The organism is Bremerella sp. JC817, from assembly GCF_040718835.1.
Lineage (GTDB): Bacteria > Planctomycetota > Planctomycetia > Pirellulales > Pirellulaceae > Bremerella.
This window is the reverse complement of record NZ_JBFEFG010000259.1, coordinates 233,027-250,165: the sequence shown is the minus strand read 5'-3', so window position 1 is coordinate 250,165 and position 17,139 is coordinate 233,027. Positions and strand designations below refer to the sequence as shown.

17 protein-coding genes are annotated in these 17,139 nt (G+C 56.4%); 11 read left to right on the top strand and 6 right to left on the bottom strand.

Annotation, left to right across the window (positions count from 1 at the left end):
• Positions 1-11 precede the first annotated feature (11 nt).
• Positions 12-1,763: a hypothetical protein gene (locus AB1L30_RS06135; protein WP_367012551.1), complete on the top strand. Its 1,752-nt coding sequence runs from the start codon at positions 12-14 to the stop codon at positions 1,761-1,763.
• A gap of 30 nt (positions 1,764-1,793) precedes the next feature.
• Positions 1,794-3,551, top strand: coding sequence for a hypothetical protein (locus AB1L30_RS06130; protein ID WP_367012550.1), 1,758 nt, complete (start codon positions 1,794-1,796; stop codon positions 3,549-3,551).
• Positions 3,552-3,567: 16 nt separating this feature from the next.
• Here the strand turns inward: AB1L30_RS06130 and AB1L30_RS06125 are convergent, their stop codons facing one another.
• On the bottom strand, positions 3,568-4,743 hold the full coding sequence (locus AB1L30_RS06125; RefSeq protein WP_367012549.1) for a metallophosphoesterase: 1,176 nt from the start codon (positions 4,741-4,743) through the stop codon (positions 3,568-3,570).
• A 228-nt stretch (positions 4,744-4,971) separates the two neighbouring features.
• On the opposite strand from AB1L30_RS06125, the gene AB1L30_RS06120 reads away from it, so the two are divergent.
• Positions 4,972-6,411: a neutral/alkaline non-lysosomal ceramidase N-terminal domain-containing protein gene (locus AB1L30_RS06120; RefSeq protein ID WP_367012548.1), complete on the top strand. Its 1,440-nt coding sequence runs from the start codon at positions 4,972-4,974 to the stop codon at positions 6,409-6,411.
• Between the two features lie 42 nt (positions 6,412-6,453).
• Positions 6,454-6,852: a hypothetical protein gene (locus AB1L30_RS06115; protein ID WP_367012547.1), complete on the top strand. Its 399-nt coding sequence runs from the start codon at positions 6,454-6,456 to the stop codon at positions 6,850-6,852.
• Between the two features lie 7 nt (positions 6,853-6,859).
• On the opposite strand, the gene AB1L30_RS06110 is transcribed toward AB1L30_RS06115, so the two are convergent.
• On the bottom strand, positions 6,860-7,426 hold the full coding sequence (locus tag AB1L30_RS06110; protein ID WP_367012546.1) for a hypothetical protein: 567 nt from the start codon (positions 7,424-7,426) through the stop codon (positions 6,860-6,862).
• An 85-nt stretch (positions 7,427-7,511) separates the two neighbouring features.
• Between AB1L30_RS06110 and AB1L30_RS06105 the strand changes: the two genes are divergently transcribed.
• The 3 genes from AB1L30_RS06105 to AB1L30_RS06095 all read left to right on the top strand — a co-directional run bounded on the left by AB1L30_RS06105 (position 7,512) and on the right by AB1L30_RS06095 (position 9,543).
• Positions 7,512-7,664, top strand: a complete 153-nt coding sequence (locus AB1L30_RS06105; RefSeq protein WP_367012545.1) for a hypothetical protein — start codon at positions 7,512-7,514, stop codon at positions 7,662-7,664.
• A 100-nt stretch (positions 7,665-7,764) separates the two neighbouring features.
• The gene (locus AB1L30_RS06100; protein ID WP_367012544.1) at positions 7,765-8,718 is read left to right on the top strand and encodes a HAMP domain-containing sensor histidine kinase; all 954 of its coding nucleotides are present in this window, start codon (positions 7,765-7,767) and stop codon (positions 8,716-8,718) included.
• A gap of 51 nt (positions 8,719-8,769) precedes the next feature.
• Positions 8,770-9,543 (top strand): response regulator transcription factor, encoded by a 774-nt coding sequence (locus AB1L30_RS06095; RefSeq protein WP_367012543.1) that lies wholly within the window; start codon positions 8,770-8,772, stop codon positions 9,541-9,543.
• 92 nt (positions 9,544-9,635) lie between these two features.
• Here the strand turns inward: AB1L30_RS06095 and AB1L30_RS06090 are convergent, their stop codons facing one another.
• The 3 genes from AB1L30_RS06090 to AB1L30_RS06080 all read right to left on the bottom strand — a co-directional run bounded on the left by AB1L30_RS06090 (position 9,636) and on the right by AB1L30_RS06080 (position 12,376).
• Complete coding sequence (locus AB1L30_RS06090; RefSeq protein ID WP_367012542.1) at positions 9,636-10,613, bottom strand: fatty acid desaturase; 978 nt, start codon at positions 10,611-10,613, stop codon at positions 9,636-9,638.
• A gap of 422 nt (positions 10,614-11,035) precedes the next feature.
• Positions 11,036-11,299: a hypothetical protein gene (locus AB1L30_RS06085; protein ID WP_367012541.1), complete on the bottom strand. Its 264-nt coding sequence runs from the start codon at positions 11,297-11,299 to the stop codon at positions 11,036-11,038.
• A gap of 75 nt (positions 11,300-11,374) precedes the next feature.
• On the bottom strand, positions 11,375-12,376 hold the full coding sequence (locus tag AB1L30_RS06080) for a family 16 glycoside hydrolase (RefSeq protein WP_367012540.1): 1,002 nt from the start codon (positions 12,374-12,376) through the stop codon (positions 11,375-11,377).
• Positions 12,377-12,518: 142 nt separating this feature from the next.
• Between AB1L30_RS06080 and AB1L30_RS06075 the strand changes: the two genes are divergently transcribed.
• The 4 genes from AB1L30_RS06075 to AB1L30_RS06060 all read left to right on the top strand — a co-directional run bounded on the left by AB1L30_RS06075 (position 12,519) and on the right by AB1L30_RS06060 (position 16,104).
• Complete coding sequence (locus AB1L30_RS06075; protein WP_367012539.1) at positions 12,519-12,968, top strand: TraR/DksA C4-type zinc finger protein; 450 nt, start codon at positions 12,519-12,521, stop codon at positions 12,966-12,968.
• A 37-nt stretch (positions 12,969-13,005) separates the two neighbouring features.
• Positions 13,006-13,701 (top strand): hypothetical protein, encoded by a 696-nt coding sequence (locus AB1L30_RS06070; RefSeq protein ID WP_367012538.1) that lies wholly within the window; start codon positions 13,006-13,008, stop codon positions 13,699-13,701.
• A 114-nt stretch (positions 13,702-13,815) separates the two neighbouring features.
• Positions 13,816-14,700 (top strand): phytanoyl-CoA dioxygenase family protein, encoded by an 885-nt coding sequence (locus tag AB1L30_RS06065; protein ID WP_367012536.1) that lies wholly within the window; start codon positions 13,816-13,818, stop codon positions 14,698-14,700.
• A 132-nt stretch (positions 14,701-14,832) separates the two neighbouring features.
• Entirely contained in the window at positions 14,833-16,104 is a 1,272-nt protein-coding gene (locus AB1L30_RS06060; protein WP_367012535.1) for a hypothetical protein, read from the top strand.
• On the opposite strand, the gene AB1L30_RS06055 is transcribed toward AB1L30_RS06060, so the two are convergent.
• On the bottom strand, positions 16,093-16,989 hold the full coding sequence (locus AB1L30_RS06055; RefSeq protein ID WP_367012534.1) for a CBS domain-containing protein: 897 nt from the start codon (positions 16,987-16,989) through the stop codon (positions 16,093-16,095). The genes AB1L30_RS06060 and AB1L30_RS06055 overlap by 12 nt on opposite strands.
• Positions 16,990-17,139: the final 150 nt, after the last annotated feature.

The window sequence follows — 17,139 nt, the reverse complement described above, 5'->3', positions numbered from 1 at the left end:
GTCGTGGGGCAATGTCTCTTCTGTTCGGCTGGTGGATTTCTTACCTGGCGATCTGCTGGAACCTGGGGCAGACCCCGATCGATCTGGTCGATACTTGGTTTGCCCAGCAGCGGCACCTGGTTCGGGAAACTTACGACAAGGTGATCTACGTTCGCTTTGAATTCGTAGGGCCGCCTGGCTGGTACCGCGTTCCTGGCAGCGACTATCTCACCTGGGTCGACGAGATCAGCTTCTACGAGCCGAAAGATGGCAGCCCGATCGATCTTTCTGTGCTGAAAGACTTCCCGACCGTACGCTCGGTTTCCATCACCTCGCGGAAGGCACCGATCGCCCATTGGGAGACGCTTGCCCAGTTGCCGAACTTGCGTGCGGTATTGGTCGGAGGATCCGCCCTCGACAACGATGCGTTGCGGCACATTGGAAAGATCAAGAACCTACGCGAACTGTCGGTTATGCCCATGCATACCGACCTGGGGCCGTCGGTTTCGGATCGGCATCAACTCGAATATCCCCGCATCGACGAGAACGGGTTCGCTTTTCTACGTGGGATGCCACGTCTTCAGGCAATCCAGCACAACCTGGTACTTACCGATATCGGTATCGATCACCTGGCGACGCTGCCCAACTTGCTGCCGGATGTCATGATTACTGAGGACCTATCGGCGAAAGGTATCCAGCAGATTCGAGACAAGCTGAAGCCCAAGTACCTGACGCTCAATCGTCCGCACGATCCGGCCTGGGCTGAAACCTTGGCCGATCATCCGACGCTAACCGCAATCCGGACACGCAACGCTCCGTTGACCGACGCTCAGGCTCAACTGCTGCTGAATGCGAAGTTAATCCGTGACATCAGTATTCAAAACTCGCCGATCACCGACCGCTTGTTGCCGGTGATCAAGTCACGGCCCAATCGTGGATTTCTCGAGCTGATCGGAACGCAGATTACCGGCAAAGGACTGTTGAAGACGTTTGCCGACGAGGAGACCGGCGTTGTCATTATTGGCGACGAAATGAGGCTTACGGCGTCGATTCGCCAGCGAGATCCTACCAATACCGAGATGGCTTATGCCCGCGAAGTGCACAACATTATCTGGCAAGGGAAGGTCGACGCCGAGATGTTGACCGGCATGCAAGACTTTCAACAGCTCGGTTCGTTTCAATTGGAAACCTCCCTGGACCAGCCGGTCGACTTTCAGTTCCTGGGGAATTCGCCGCGACTGTGGCAACTCAAAATCTGGAACTACCCGTTCGATTTGAATCTGCCGGACCTCAATCAAGTTGTTCGGTTAGAAGCAGTCCGGTTCGGGAACGTACCAAAGTTGTCTGTCAGCGATCTCAGGCGATTGACCAGGTTGCCGCGGCTCGAATCGCTCACGTTTCAGTCGTGCCGCCTGACCAAATCGCATCTGGAAGTCATCGGTCGGATGGCCGGGCTGAAGACGATCTATTGCAATCAGGTTCAGCTCGACGAGTCAGGTCTGCCAGAGCTACTGAACCTGAAGAAGTTGTGGCATGTAACCCTGGCAGACTGCTCGCAGTTGCCGCCTGCCGGCGGAGCAGTCGTTCCGCCGCATCCTCTTTCGGAAGCGACGATCGGCAGTATGAAAGTGCTGCGGGTAAAGCCTTCCGCTGAAGACTACAGCACCCGGCGGATTGAACGCAAAAAGGCCTTACCGCGCCGGAGCGACTACGGGGTCTTCCTGTTCAATCGCTGGATTGAAGACGCCCCTGCGATGAAGTCTCCGTTTCGCCACCAAGGCTAAGCCAACGTTCCCTAGATAAGGAATCGCTCGATGGTCTTCCTGCCCCGCTCGCTTCGGCAATTCGGCTTGCGAACGTTATTGCTGTTCTGTTTGATCGCGGCCATTGGGGCTGGTCTTTGGCGATGGCACATGGACTGGGTGCACGCGCAGGACAAGATTGCCGAGCGCCTTTCGGAAACCGGCATCCAGATCTCTCGCACGTCGTGGGGGCCGCAGTTCGTACACGATTGGTTCGGAAGTCGCTATTTCTCGAACATCACCGGTATCCGCGGCAACGGTCGAAACGTTCGTGACGAACAGATGGAACTGATGGCCCAGATTCCTACGCTGGAAGAGATCTACATACCTAGTAGCCGCATCAGTGACGAGGGGTTCGCGTATCTCGATCAATTGCCACGCGTTCGAAAACTGGCGATCTGGCGAACAAGGATCACGAACGAAGGCTTTCGGCACGTAAGCCAATTGCCGCAACTGGAAGTAGTCGATATCCAGGGAACCAGCGTCGACAAAAAAGGCCTGGCGATGCTGCGTCAGCATCCGCGGCTTCATACGCTGCGGTTTCGATTTTCGGTCGATGATGAAGGGATCGAAATCCTGGCCGATATTCCGAACCTGCGGCTCGAATATTTAACCGGCCGCAAGCTGACAGAAAAGTCGTTCGAGCTGTTGCGAGATCGCATAGATGTCCAGCAACTGACGCTGGAGAAGACGGTTGCCACCAATTGGGCCGACTACCTGATCGGGCATCCGACGTTGAAAGTCTTAGGGGCGATCCAGTCGCCGATGACGGATCAGCAGTGCCAGCGATTGCTCCAGGCAGATCAACTGGAGTCGCTCCGGCTCGAGATGGTCCCGATCGGCGACGCCGCGATCGAAGGCTTAGCGGACGCTCGTAAGCTTCAGCAAGTCCATCTATTCTTTACGCAAATCACGGCGGCCGGCTTTATCGAAGCCATCCAAGACGAGGTGGATTGGATCAACATTCAAGGTGTGCAGATCATGGCTCGGCACTCGAGACGATCGCCTTACATGTTTGAGTTTCGCGGGCCGATCGCAGTCGAGCATCTCGGCAAATTGGGCCAATGCAAGCAGCTCGAATTTCTAAGTGTGAGTGCTCCACTCGCAGATACCAAGATGCGATTCGAGTTTCTTGGGGCGATCGAAAATCTGATATCTTTGCGAATGCGAGGTATCCAGCAAGAGGTGCCGATCGCCGCTTTGGCAAATCTAAATCACCTGCAAAGTATCGAACTGAACGCCTGTCCCGCGATCGATTTCGAGGGACTCGACCAACTGGCGAAGCTTGAGTTCCTTGATTCCGTCTCCCTGACCCAATGCAATTTAACCGACCAGCAACTCGAGGACCTGGCTCAGATCAAGCAACTCGGTTTGTTGTCTATCGATGGAGAGCAATTGACCAACGCAGGGATTGCCCAACTAGTGGCGCTGAAGAACCTTCATCATCTGACGATCGCGGATGGAAAGCAGATCACGGACGAAGCGTTGGCTTCGGTCGCCCAACTACGGAAGCTCAGTGAACTAGAGCTCGTTTCGCTCTCGATAACGGACGAAGGTATCCAGCATTTGCATGCGATGCCCTATTTGTCCTACGTTCGGTTGAGTGACTTGAGCATCAATGAGAACGCCGTCAATCAACTGCGGCAGTCGTTGCCAATGCCAGCCAGGATCGAGGTGTTGCCTCACTTTTTTCCATTCATGCGGCGTGCTCCTGTGCTCATTAACGTTTCTCAACAGCCATTGGTCACGCCGGTAGCCCCCACGAATTAGTCCACGCTAAGGGCGATCACACTGGCAATAGCGGAACCTGAAAACACCACTTCGGATCGTTCCACCAAGGCGAGAGGCCAGCGTCGAGTTTCAGTGGCGAAAAGGTTCGCACCGTAAGCGTGACGCCGTCAGGCTCGAAGGTTAACAGTCGCAGCCAACCATCGCCGCCGTTTCCTTTATCTGCCGAGCCACCGCCGAGTCCCTGGGCGTTAAACAGCATCTGATGTACTTGCATGCCAGCGGCATTGTTATCGACACGGCGACCAACATGCGCGCCCATCTCGTGCCCATTCAAGACGAGTTGAAACTGTGGGGCGTCGTGGACGAGACCTTTCCACAGATCTTCGCCGTCGTGCGTATTCCCTTGCTTGCCGGTCGGGTAGGTGTGCGGGTTGCCAGGACGCTTACGATTGCCATTTTGCCCGTCGCGGATCGAGTCAGGCGTCAGAAAGTTGTGGACCAGCAGCACGCCGGTATGGTTTCGATACGCTTCGCGTGCCGCGAGCGATTTCGCCCAGGTGACTGCCTCGCGGCGAGGTCCCCACTCCAGCGAGATGATCAGCAATTGGCGACCATCGGGCAGCTTGATTTCGTAAGCCGCATTTTCGAGCGACTGTTTGCCAAAGCTGTTCAGGCCGGCCTCGACGAGAATGCCTCCCCCTTGGCCGTCACTGGTGAGCTTGTTGCTGGTGATCGGAAAGTAATCGTTGAACTGCGTATCGCGGGTCTCGGCGTTGCGGATCCCGAAGTCGTGATTGCCGGTCGTGAAAATCGTTGGCACCTTGCCTTCGATCTGGCTAAGAGCACGCTTGGCCGATTCCCACTGTGACTCGGAATGTTGATCGCCCCAACCTCGCCCGCCCCCTTCGGCGATGTTGTTTTGCTCGACGAAGTCTCCTTCATGCATCACCAGGCCGATTCGCCATGGATCGAGATGCTCGGCGACCCAGCGGCACATGCGATCGAAGTTGGCCTGGTTCTTGCCATACTTTGCATAGTTCTGCGTGTCGGGAAACACCGCGACGGTCCACCCTTCGCGAATGCCTCGCGCAGGGTCTTCCGGCAGGTATAGCGGTGTGGCCGACTCGGCTCCGTTCAAATAGCGGGCAGCCCCTAGCAGCGGCAAGGCGGAAAGCCCCGTCACGAACGAGCGACGGCTGAGCTTGGCAGAAGCGGAATTGGGCAGCGACATGGCGAGAACTTTCAGGCAGGGACGAACAACGCCAGCAGGCAGACGCTGAATGGCAAAAGCTTATCATTCGATTTCATTTTTTCGGCAACGCGATCGAGATTCAATTTGATGTCACGTTGCATCTTGTTAAATTAACACAACCGATAACCACCCTTCGCGGTGGTGTCTTTCGCCTGCCGACTTCGATCCCCTTCCCCACCCATCCTCTGGATCAAGCGAGAACCTCTCATGAATCGCATCTCTTCTCTTCTGATTTGTGCTGCGCTGATCAGCAACGTGTGCGCGTTTTCCCAGGCCGAAGATGTCAAATCGCTGCAAGCCGGCGCGGCGACCAGCAACATCACGCCTCCGCTGGGCGAAATGATTGTGGGAGGTTGGAAGCCGATTCCAGCGCGGCATATTCACGACGAACTTTACGCCCGCTGTTTGGTGCTGGACGACGGTAAGACACGCATCGCGATTGTACTTTGCGACAACGTGGGCATCCCGGCCGAGATTTTCGACGAGGCGAAAGCTCTGATCGAAGAAGCGACCGGTATCCTAGCCTCGCATCAGCTTCTGGCCGCCACGCATACCCATTCGGCGACCACGGCCCGTGGCAAGTCGAAACTGATTCGCGATCAAGAGTACAGCAGCTATCAAAAGTTCCTCGTGCAGCGTATCGCTGATGGGGTCGTCCGGGCGACGAATAATCTGGAGCCGGCCGAGATCGGTTGGGGAAGCGTCGAAGAGCCGACCGAGGTCTTCAACCGTCGCTGGTACATGAAGGATGCGGCTCATCTGACCAATCCTTTTGGTGGAATCGACCAAGTGCGAATGAACCCGCCACGCGGTAGTGCTGCCCTCGATCGGCCTGCGGGCCCGGTCGATCCAGAAGTCAGCTTCCTGTCGGTCCGTTCGGTGGAAGGCAAGCCGATCGCGCTGCTGGCGAACTATTCGCTGCATTACGTCGGAGGCGTTCGCAGTGGAGACGTTTCGGCCGACTACTTCGGCTACTTCGCGAAGTTCATTGCAGAGAGTTTGCACGCCCAGGATCAGTCGCCTGCGTTCGTCGGAATGCTTTCCAATGGCACCAGCGGCGATGTGAACAACATCGATTTCGCGGCCAAGAATCCGCCGCGATATGCTCCATACGAAAAGATGCAGGAAGTCGCGCGGAAAGTTGCCGACAAGGTCGCAGCGGCTCACGAAACGATTGCGTTCCACCGGCAAGTTCCGCTCGATGCGCAACTGACGCACTTGCCGCTAAAGGCTCGCAAGCCGACGCCAGAGATGCTGAAGCATTTCGAGCAGATCAAAGCGAAGGCCGAAGGAGACCCGGCCGGGCACATTCGCGAGCAGATTTATGCTGCCCGGATCGAGAACATTCAGAAGGCCCCTGACGAGGTCTCGGTGCCGCTCCAGGTTTTGCGGATTGGTGACTTGGGAATCACGGCGATTCCTTTCGAGACGTTCACCGAGACTGGGCTGGAAATCAAAAGCCGGTCCCCCTTCGGCGATGCGTTCACGATCGAACTGGCCAATGGGTCATTTGGTTACCTCCCAACGCCGGAACAGCACCGCTTGGGAGGGTACGAAACCTGGTTGGGAACGAACTTCGTCGAAGAAAACGCAAGCCGCAAGATTGTCGATCAGTTACTGAAGATGTCTAATGCGTTGCAGAAGTAGCTTCCCTGCCAATGCCCTCCGGAACGAGAAACAGAAGCCGCGATGCCTGAGTTTTCGATCGTGCTGCATCGAAACATCCCGAAACTAACGGCCAAGGTGCCTGGCAAAGCAATCGCCGGCGCCGAGCCGTTACTGCAGCGGCTCGCGCGGAAGCTGCAAGTCGTGCCGCTCACCGAGTTCCACAGCCAATCGCCTGACGAAGCCGCGCGGAAAATGAAAGCCAGCGGCATCGATGTGGCCGGGATCGATCTGCCGGCAGAAACGTGGTACGCACCGATTCAAGGACTGCAAACGGTGTCGGCGTTTCGCGAATACCTGGCCGACCATCCCGCCACGCTTCCCAATACCGACGACGTGGTCGCCGAGCTGGATGCGTGGCACGATGTGCTGACGAAGGCGACCGCTGAACATGTCGCGTGGCACTTGTCGATCGAATTCTGATTTCGTACTAGCCAGACAGCAGAGCCAAAACGATTGCGCTGGCGACGAACGTGGCGAAGGTAATTGCCGCGGCTCGCAGCGAAATGGGGTGTTCGGTTTTCCAAAGCTGATCGAGCGAACCAAGGCGATGCCATAGCCAAACGCCCGGGACGATCGTCACGCATGCGAACAGCCACAAGGTCCAGATCGGGCTGCCACTTTCCAGCATCTGCCGACAATCGCCGATCCGGGCAAACGAGCCGAACCCGATATAGCATCCGTTGGCAATCAAGCAGAAGCCTGCCATCCATTGGGCTAGGCTGCGATGCCATGACCAGTTTGCCGGAATCGCAAGCCAGATGGCGACCGGAACGAACGCTCCGAAAAGCGGACCCAGCCAAACGACGATGCCAGGGGCTGGGTTGGGGGAAACATCGGTACGCGAAATCTCGAATGGGTGCAGCACGACCTGTTGCACCTGACCACCGGTGAGCATCGCCCCGATTACATGGCCCAGTTCGTGCACGGCCATCATGCCGAGCCAGCTTAGCCCGAGGCAGCTAACGCAAAACAGCAGTAAAGAAACAATTCGCACGTGGGGTTCCAACAGTTCGCCAAAGGTGTGCCGGCATGATACCTTAAACGAACGATTCGCACCTCTTTTCTGTAAGGCCGTGGCCATGGTTCGCGTGCTCGTGTTGTTGTGGATCTACTCGACGCTGGCCGCGACCGTAAAACAGCCCTTTGCCGCGGCCGACAGTATTCATCCGGCCGAAGGGGCGGAACCGAGGCTTGGCAAATTCAATTGGCGAATCGGTTTGCTGACCCCGTAGCGATAACCACGCATTATGGACCTCGGCCCGCGATCGAAACGGGTTATAATGCAACGCATCGGGATCGAACGACCGCCGAGTCCTTTTGCTTTGTTTGCCTATGTCTATCCGTCGCCGCCTTGGTTTACCGATCACGCTTGCCGTGATCATGATTGTCCTGCTGATTGCTTTGATCATTGGCTGGGTGATGATCAATGTTTGGGGGGCGACGGAAAACGAGCAGGCCGCGCCCCTCTATTGGACGTTTCTGCCTATCGGGGCGACGTTTCTGGCGGTGATTCTGGCCGGCGTGATCTTTTACATGGTGCTGTCGATTAAGGCGATCAACCTCAGCCAGCGGCAAGCCAACTTTATCGATAGCGTGACGCACGAACTGAAAAGTCCGATCGCGTCGCTGAAGCTGTACCTGCAAACGCTCAATCGCCGGAGCATCCCGCCGGAAAAGGTGGGCTCGTTCTACGAAACGATGCTCGAAGATGTCGAGCGGCTCGATCATTTGATCAACCATCTGTTGGAAGCTGGTCGGCTCGATCGCAGCCACGAGGATGCCGAGGAAGGTGACGTTCGGCTCGACAAAGTGCTGGCAGGCTGTGCCCAGTCGGTCGCCCTGCTCTATCGATTGCCTCCCGATACGATCAAGCTGAAAACGGTGCCGTGCAGCATTCGTGGCTTGCATGGCGATATCGAGATCATTTTTCGAAATTTGATCGACAACGCGGTAAAATACTCCGGTAAAGATCCCGAAGTACGAGTACAACTCCGGGTGAAATATAACGACGAGGCGGTCATCGAAGTTGCCGATAATGGACCAGGGATTCCGTTTTCGCAGCGGCGGAAGATCTTCGGACGCTTTGTGCGACTGGGGCTCGAACTGCAACGCGAGAAGCCGGGCACCGGCCTTGGACTGTATATCGTCCGAACGCTGGTGAAACGGATGCGAGGCGACGTTCGCGTGAAGGATCCACCCAAGGGAAGCGGTACGGTGTTCGTGGTTACCCTGCCAGGTGCCAAGACCGTGGGCGATCCGGCCCTGGCCGAGCCGGTTTCGGCCTAGTGAGCAGTCGCGGAATATTTGGAAAGCAAAGCGAGAAACTGGGACAGAGCGATGAAATCGAATGCCGACACGCATATTGTCGTGGTCGAAGATGAAGAGCATTTGGCCGTTGGGATTCGCTTCAATCTGGAAGCGGAGGGCTACAAGGTTTCCGTAGCCGAAGATGGCCGCACGGCGCTGCGGATTGTGGAAGAGAATCCTGGCAAAGTCGACCTGGTGATTCTCGACCTGATGCTGCCAGGCATGAGCGGCTATGCCGTGTGTGAAACGCTACGCAGCAACGGCGAAGATATGCCGATCTTGATTCTGAGTGCCCGGACGCTGTCGGAAGATCGGACCCGCGGATTCGATGTCGGGGCGGATCAATACATGATGAAGCCGTTCGACCTGGACGAGTTCCTCAGCCGCGTGAAGAACCTTCTGATGCTGCGACGTCGTCGCCAGCCGACGCAAGAGAAGCATGAAGAGCTAATCCATCAGTACAGCTTTGCCAATGTCGAGATCGATTTCGATACCTTCCAGGCCTTCGTCGACTCGAAGCCGATTCGCCTGACGCAATTGGAATCGAAGCTGCTCTATCACTTCGTCAGCAATGCCGGCCGGATCATTCCTAAGCAAGAACTGCTGAAGGAAGTGTGGGAGATGCCGGGCCACGTGTCGACGCGTGCCCCGGACCAGTTCATCGGTCGCTTGCGCAAGATGTTCGAGAAGGACAAGGGGAAGCCGAAGTACTTCATCACGATCCGCGACGCCGGCTACCAGTTTCTGCCCAATGGCGTCGACAACATCCAGGCCGAAAGCGGCGAAGAAGAAGCTTCGACCTGACGCGAAGCTTTCCTCGAACAGGCCACTAATAAAAAAAGGCTCGACCAGTATTGGTCGAGCCTTTTTCGTTGGATTGAAGTTGGATCGGGAAGTTAAACCTTCACCGTGCCATCTTTGGTCTTCTGCTTGTAGTCGACGATGTCCCAGGCCAGGCCAAACATCCGCATGACTCGCAGCACGTTCCAGGTCAGGTCGAATTCCCACCACTTGTGACCATGGACGGCCATGCGTGGGTAAGCGTGATGGTTGTTGTGCCAGCCTTCGCCGAAAGCCAACAGGCCGACCCACCACAGGTTGGTGCTCTTGTCGGTCGTTTCGTAGTTGCGGTAGCCCCACATGTGCGTTGCCGAATTCACGAACCAGGTCACGTGAAGCAGGACGGTCAAGCGAAGGAACATACCCCAAACCACCAGCGAACAAGCGGTGTACCAGCCACCCAGGTAATAGCCCAGACCCATCAGGGCAACGCCAAGCACCAGGTGCCACAGGATAAAGGTCTGATGCAGGAACCACATGCCGCGATCTTTGCGAAGATCAGGTCCCCAGCGCATGTGCAGTTCGTCTTTTTCTGCAGGGGTGTGGTGAGGAGCCAGCCAGATGATGTGAGCCCACCAACCGCCATCTTCTGGCGAGTGAGGATCGTCTTCTTGATCGCTGTGGGCGTGATGCTTACGGTGCGTGGCGACCCAGTCCAAGGCCGAGCCTTCGCCCGAAAGCTGACCGATGAAGGCCAACGCGTAACGGACTGGCTTGTAAGTCTTGAAACCAGCGTGGGTCAGGTAGCGGTGCAAACCGAGCGTAACGCCGACGCAGCCGGTCAAATAGTACAAGAAGACAGCGGCGATCAAGCCATCCCAAGTGAAGCAGAACGGAGCTGCCAAGGCACCCAAGTGAATCAGGCCGATCCACAAGATCGTAGGCCAGGCGTTGCCATGGCGGAAACGCTGGCTGTAGGGCTTCGACTGGCGTGGACGGTTCGGATCTTTCTTCCGCGACTTCGTCGGACGCTTCTTTGCAATATTACTTTCGCCCAAGAGCGATGGGTCGTCTTTTTCAGTTACGATCGACATGGTCTGTCCTTAAGATTTGCGATCTTTGCGGGGGGAGAGGTCGAGATCAGTGGACTTCTTGCTCATTTCAGAAGTGTCACTGATTGAGTCGAATTGTAAGGACAATCGTCGAGCTGAGGGTAAACGCCCTGTCGAAGCTGTGTAATAGTTATGTAAACGCCGTCTGTTTCCGGGTTTAGGGCTCCAGAAACTACGAGAAATCACCCCTGGAAGGTGGGATGATGGCTGCTGGCGATAGTATCCCTACCCTAATAATTCACATTGTTTGATCACTTCTGGGGCCAAGCTTGGGCCGGTGCCAGCTTCCGGTCGAGATCAAAGTAGAGGGTATAGATCGTGTCCTTCTTGCGGTAAGCGATTTCGGGTTTGGAATTCTTCGCGTCCCCCTTCGCTGCGGGCGGACGCGTCCATTTGCCCAGAATTCAGATGGCGTAACACTCTTTTCCCCGCAGCGTTTCGTCCGGCACAGCGATATCGATCCCCAGGATCGTCGGGATCTTGGTGTCGTGAAGCTCGCCACGGATCGCGATCAGGCGTCCAACGTATTGGTCGAGATCGGTGCCACGCTCCAGCAGTGGCGGGGTGATGCCTAGCGCCGAAGGACGAAACGATGGTTCCGCTTCCGGTGACTCGGCATAGGCCAGCGTTGGCAGAAGCAGGAGCAGCACAAACAGGCATCGTGTCATCAGAGCGGTCCTTCTAAAAAAGAAGACGCACCGGATTGCGGTGCGTCTTGAATTGGTTCGAGCTGGCGAAGCAGCTTACTTAGGTTGATCTGCCTTGGCTTCTTCTTTCGGAGCGTCGGCGGCAGCTTCCTTCTTTTCTTCTGGCTTGGCGGCCGGCTTTTCTTCCGACTTCTGCTCTTCCTTCGCTTCGGGTTTGGCCTCAGGCTTTGCTTCGGTCTTGGTTTCCGGCTTCATCTCTTCGGTCGGCTTCGCTTCTTCCGAAACGCTTTCTTCTGGCGGAGCAGCCGTGATGGTTTCAGTCGCCCAGTCGGCACGGTAACGAACCATTTCGGTATCTTCCGGCACGAAGGTTGGCTGGATTTGCTTGAACTCGCGAACCCACATATTGCGGAATTTCACGGGGTTTCCGTGGAATTGCAGGGCGATGCTCTCTTTGTCGCCATGGTTATCGTAAGCCGGTGGCTTGTGCCAGTTGGTGCTGCCACGGATCGGATAGGCGTGATGCAGTACGACACCGTTGTGGATCACGGTGATGGTGGCTGGAACGACGACATCACCCTTCTCGTTCCGCTGCGGACGATTGAAGATGATGTCGTAGGTGTTCCATTCGCCAGGCTTTTTCATGGCGTTGACCATCGGAGGCGACTGCTTGTAAACGGCGCCGGCCTGGCCATCGAAGTAGGTTTCGTTGTTGTACGAATCGAGGACCTGGATCTCGTACTTACCCATCAAGAAGACGCCACTGTTTCCGCGTCCCTGACCGCTGCTCTTCACTTCTGCCGGAGCGGCCCATTCGACGTGCAGTTGGACATCACCGAACTTTTCCTTGGTGTGAATACCACCCTTGGCGGCGGTTGCGACACCATCTTCAAACTTCCATTTGTCTCCGCCGACCCAGGCCGACATGCCATCGTTACCGATCAAAATCGTCGCGTCGGCCGGTGGATCGGTCGGCTTGTCGCCAGGCGTCACGACCTTAGGCTCAGGCCACTCAATACCGCTCTTGAATTCCTGACCGCAGGCAATCGATGCCAGCGACATGCAGCTAACGAAGCAAAGAAAAATACGCAACGACATGAATGGTGCTCTCCGAGGTGGGTTATTTTTGCAACAATACTAGATTGCCAAGGGGCTGCAGACGTGATCCCCTATTCTAGTTTCCCCGCAGGCCAAAAACGATAGGTTAGTCGCAGCGGCCGAAATCGCCCCCCAAATTGCCATGCTGAAAGAAATAAGCTGTCCTGATTGTCATTGGCATCGATTGGTTGGAACTGTCGAAAAGCTGCGGCTGTTGCATCAGCAAGGGATGCTGCGTCGGGAAGAAAACCCAGACCAGTCCCTGATTGAAGAGCTGTTCGAACGCAGCGGCAGCAAGCTTGTGTGCGGCGAATGTGGTCGCACCGGACTGCGAATCGATCTCCCGCGCGACGAGGAAGAAGAATGGGGGGACGCCCGGGTCTGCGAGCAATGCCAACGCACGATTCCGGCGGAACGTCTCGAGATCTTTCCTGACACCAAGATCTGCGTGGCTTGCCAGCAGAAAGATGACGACGGCGAAGACGACACGATGCCTGATTTCTGCCCTCGCTGCGGAGAGATTATGATATCGGGAACTTCCCGCGGCGGTGGCGTGACACGCTATCGACTCCGTTGCCCCCGTTGCGGTTAGCCTGCCAAGTTGACTCCCCTTCCCTGGATTGATTTCGATGCTGCGTTTGCTGTTGGCTGGAATTTTGTTGTTCGTCGTTGGTTGCGAAGAGGTACCGCCGTACCCCGATACTCCGCCAGAGGCAACCTTCGAACGGCAGCTACTCGACGTGTCGTCCGCCGCGACGGACAGCATTCAGGTCAAAGATTCCGTCGCACCGCTGCAGCAACTGCAGCATCTCGAACCAACCTTGAAGCTGCGCGAACTGCGGCTTGATCAAACGCCGATCACCGATGCCGAAGCCGAAAAGATCGCCGCGATTGAAAGCCTGAAAATCGTCAATCTGCCTGCCAGTGAATTGACGGACGAAGGGCTTGCGAAGATTGCCGCCCTGCCGAATCTGGAACTACTGCGAATCGGTTCGCCGAACATTACCGATGCGGCGATCGCGAAGGTGGGCGAAAGCAAGTCGATCTTGTATTTGCACCTGCTGCACTGCCCGATCACTGACGCTTCGATCGATTCGATCGCCCAACTCGAGCAGCTTCAGTCGTTCTACGCGGACGATACCAAGCTGACCGATGAAGGTGTTTCGAAGCTGGTGAAAGCCCGGCCGCAACTGCATATCCACTTCAACGACTTGCATCCGGAAGGAAGCAGCGCCGATCATTCGCACGATCATGACCATGGTCACGACCACGCGCATGGACACGATCATGATCACGACCACGATCATCATGATCATTCGCATTAAAGTGCGGTGACTGATCGGGCGGCGAGCGATGCTTGATTTCTATCTGCGGGCCTGCGATAACCAAGCGTCTTGCCTCCTCCCTTCCTTATCCTTCTCTCCTGCGAGTGTTACACGATGGCCCGCGACTGGTCTGAACTGCACGAACTTGCCACCGATTTGTTTGCCTGGCCGACCGATGCTACTGGCTGGGATCAATACCGCCTGACCGATCAGCAAATTGCTTCGTACCAACAGGATGGTTACCTGGCCGGCATTCCGATTTTGAATGCCACGCAGACCGAAACACTGCGGACCGAACTAGCCGAGTTCTTCGAGCCCGAACATGAAGGCCAGAATCTGTGGTACGAGTATCACACCAACGAATCGACCACCCCGGAAACGGTTCTGTTTCATGCGCTGGGCGCGTGGCGGTTGCGTCCGGCATTTCACGATGTGTTGTGGTCGCCGGCGTTTGTGATGGCGGCCAGCCAGTTGCTGGAAGGCCCGGTCCGTTTCTGGCACGACCAGTTATTCTGCAAGCCGGCCCACCATGGTGGCGTGGTCGCCTGGCATCAAGATTACAGCTATTGGACGCGAACGAAGCCGGTCGCTCACCTCACCTGCTGGATTGGCTTGGACGATGCGACCAACGACAACGGCTGCGTGCAGTATATTCCCGGCAGCCATCGCTGGAATTTGCTGCCGATCACTGGGCTGGCCGGCAACATGGAAGCAATCCGCGAAGTGCTGACTGACGAGCAGTGGGAACAGTTCCAGCATCCGGTGCCTGCTGAACTGAAAGCGGGCGAAGCGACGTTCCACCATCCGCTGACCGTGCATGGTTCATTTGAAAATCGAATCGATCGACCACGCCGGGCAACGGTGATCAACGCCATCCGCGATGGTGTGATGAGCGATAAGAACGAAGAACTGTTGACCGGAGTTCCGCCGATCGCTGCCGGAGAGAAGATGCAGGGACAGTTCTTTCCGCTGCTGTTCGATCCGGCGAAAATCGCCTAATAACGCACAACTCTCGGCGAAATCTAAAAGTTTCTTGTCAATCCTGTAGATCGTCCTTACGATACGAATGGTCCTCTCTCGGAGGGCCTTTTCGTTGAAACTCTTCTCGTTTGCGGTCTCGGGAGCAATAGGATGGCGTGGCTTTCCCGCTGGATGACAACTGGGGCGGTGCTGGTAATGCTGGGCGTGATGCCAGGCATGGCGACCGCGGATGATGCCCATGCGGTCATCGAAGAATTGCTCCGCGATGGCTGGCAGGTCGGCCCAGACGGCATCGCGACCGTGCGTCAGGCAACGAACACAGCCAAAGGACTTCGCGACGCGGAGGCGCTATATGCGGCTGGCTTGGCGCTGCTTCGCCATCATCAATACGACGATGCCGCCGCGACCTTTCAGGCCGCCATCGAAGTCGACTCGAAGGACTATCGCAGTTGGCGAGCTTTGATTTGGGTTCGGACGCTGCAAGACAAATTCGATGCCGCCCTGGTGCAGACCCAACGCCTCAGTAAAGAGCTTCCGCCGGCAGAACTGGTCGGCGACGACGAAGAACGCGTTCGCGAAACCATTCGACTGCTGGGCCGCTTGTTTGCTTTCTACGAAGGACCACGAGCCGGCGATGTCTCGGCCGCCCTGGTGCAGCGATCGCGTGACATGATCAAGCCGGTTCTCGTTGGCGAGCGCGCCGTCGAGTTCGAGAACAACTATCAAGATGTCGCCACGCTGTTCACCACGTCGACCACGCAGCAGCAAGATGCGAAGGACGACGCGATGCAGAAAGAGCAGCTCGAGAAGATGCAGAACCAGCAGCAGATCGAAATTCGCCGCACGCAAATCGAAGTCGATCAGCAGCAAGCAACCGATCAGATCGAACAACTACGCAGCCAATGGATGCAGGAAGATCAGCGTCTGGGTCAACTGCTGGGGCCGCTGGAAGTTTCGATCTCGCAGTTGGAAGCCCAGCAGCGTGTGATTCGCCGCGAGCTTTCAATCTTGTTCGACGATATCTTCCGATTGAGCGAAGAAAAGCGAGAGACCAACGATCCGGTCCGTAAAGATCGACTTGACCGCGAAATCTTTCGTCTGGAACGCCTGGTCGGCGATTACGAACGGGACCTGGCCCAGGTTCAAGCGGAAGGCCGCCGGCTGGTTTCAAGCCGCGATGTGTTGCAAACCCGACGCTTGCAAACGCAGCAGCGTTTTGAAGCCGAGATCAAGCAGCATGCCGACCGCAAGCAAGACTTGGAACGTGCCGAGAAACGGCTCACGCTCGAGTCCCGGCGAAACAACCGGGCACCTACCGGCAACACGGCAAAAGTGCGTGTGCTCAATGCTAAAGCAAGCAGTATCCGGACTTACGCCGACTTCCCGCTGGAAGTTGAACGCTTGACGCTGCTAGAGAATTGATCGGACCGAACCTGGCGAATTGGCAGCCAGGTTCAAGATCCGTTCCTGTTGGCATAGCATGCCCAGAATTTGTTCTTCGGTGATCACGCCGGCTGGTTCGGAACCACGTGGGCAGACCATCGTCGCGCGGATATTCTGTTCCATCAAAATCGTCGCCACATGTCCCAGGTCGGCACTCACGCGCACGCAGCTCGTCGACTTCACCATGTCGACGGCGCGCCGGGTATCTTCATGGTTCGGATCGAAGGCCGAGTGGGCCAATTGTCGGCAAAGATGGAAGCTGACATCCCGCACGGTCACCACGCCCAGGGCACATTCACCTTCGGTCACCAGAACGTATTCCAGACGTTCGCGGATGAGCTTTTCATAGAGATCGGTAATCAGCATGTGACTGTCGACGACTGTCGGCGAATCGTCGTAGACCTGCCCGACGGTAGCATCACGCGTCGGATGCGAGCTGTATGCGAATTCGCGGATGTAGTCGCTGGTGGTGACCAGTCCGCAAAGCGAATCCCCATTCAACACCGGCAAGCCATGAAAGTGGTGTGAGAGTATTCGTTCGAGCGCTTCTAAGGCGTCGCCATCTGCGGCGATCGTTTCGACCTGCGTGGTCATGCAGTCGGTGACTGGAAACCGATATTCGTCGCGAGCCCCCTGGTTTGCATGGTTTCTTAGCCGGTGCGACTTGAAGAAGCGAATAATATCGCGGTCGGTCACCATCCCCAGGATTTGATGATGGCAATTGACCACCGGCCAATGATGAATGCCGGTGCAATAAAGCCGTTCCAGTAGTTCGCCTAGCTGCGTATCGCTATGGATGCTGATCGGGTTGAAGGTGACCAGCGAGTCGAGTCCGTGGCTAAGAAACGATTGATTCACAAACATCACTTTTTTGCTGTCCAAGGATTGTCAGTAGCCTCGTGTCTGTGAAAGCTTACGGTTTAGGCCGTCGCACCCAACAAAATCTGGTACTGCGATGCCAGGTTTTCGGGGGGGCAGGCTGCTGCTGATAACGATTGCAGCAATCAATCGGCC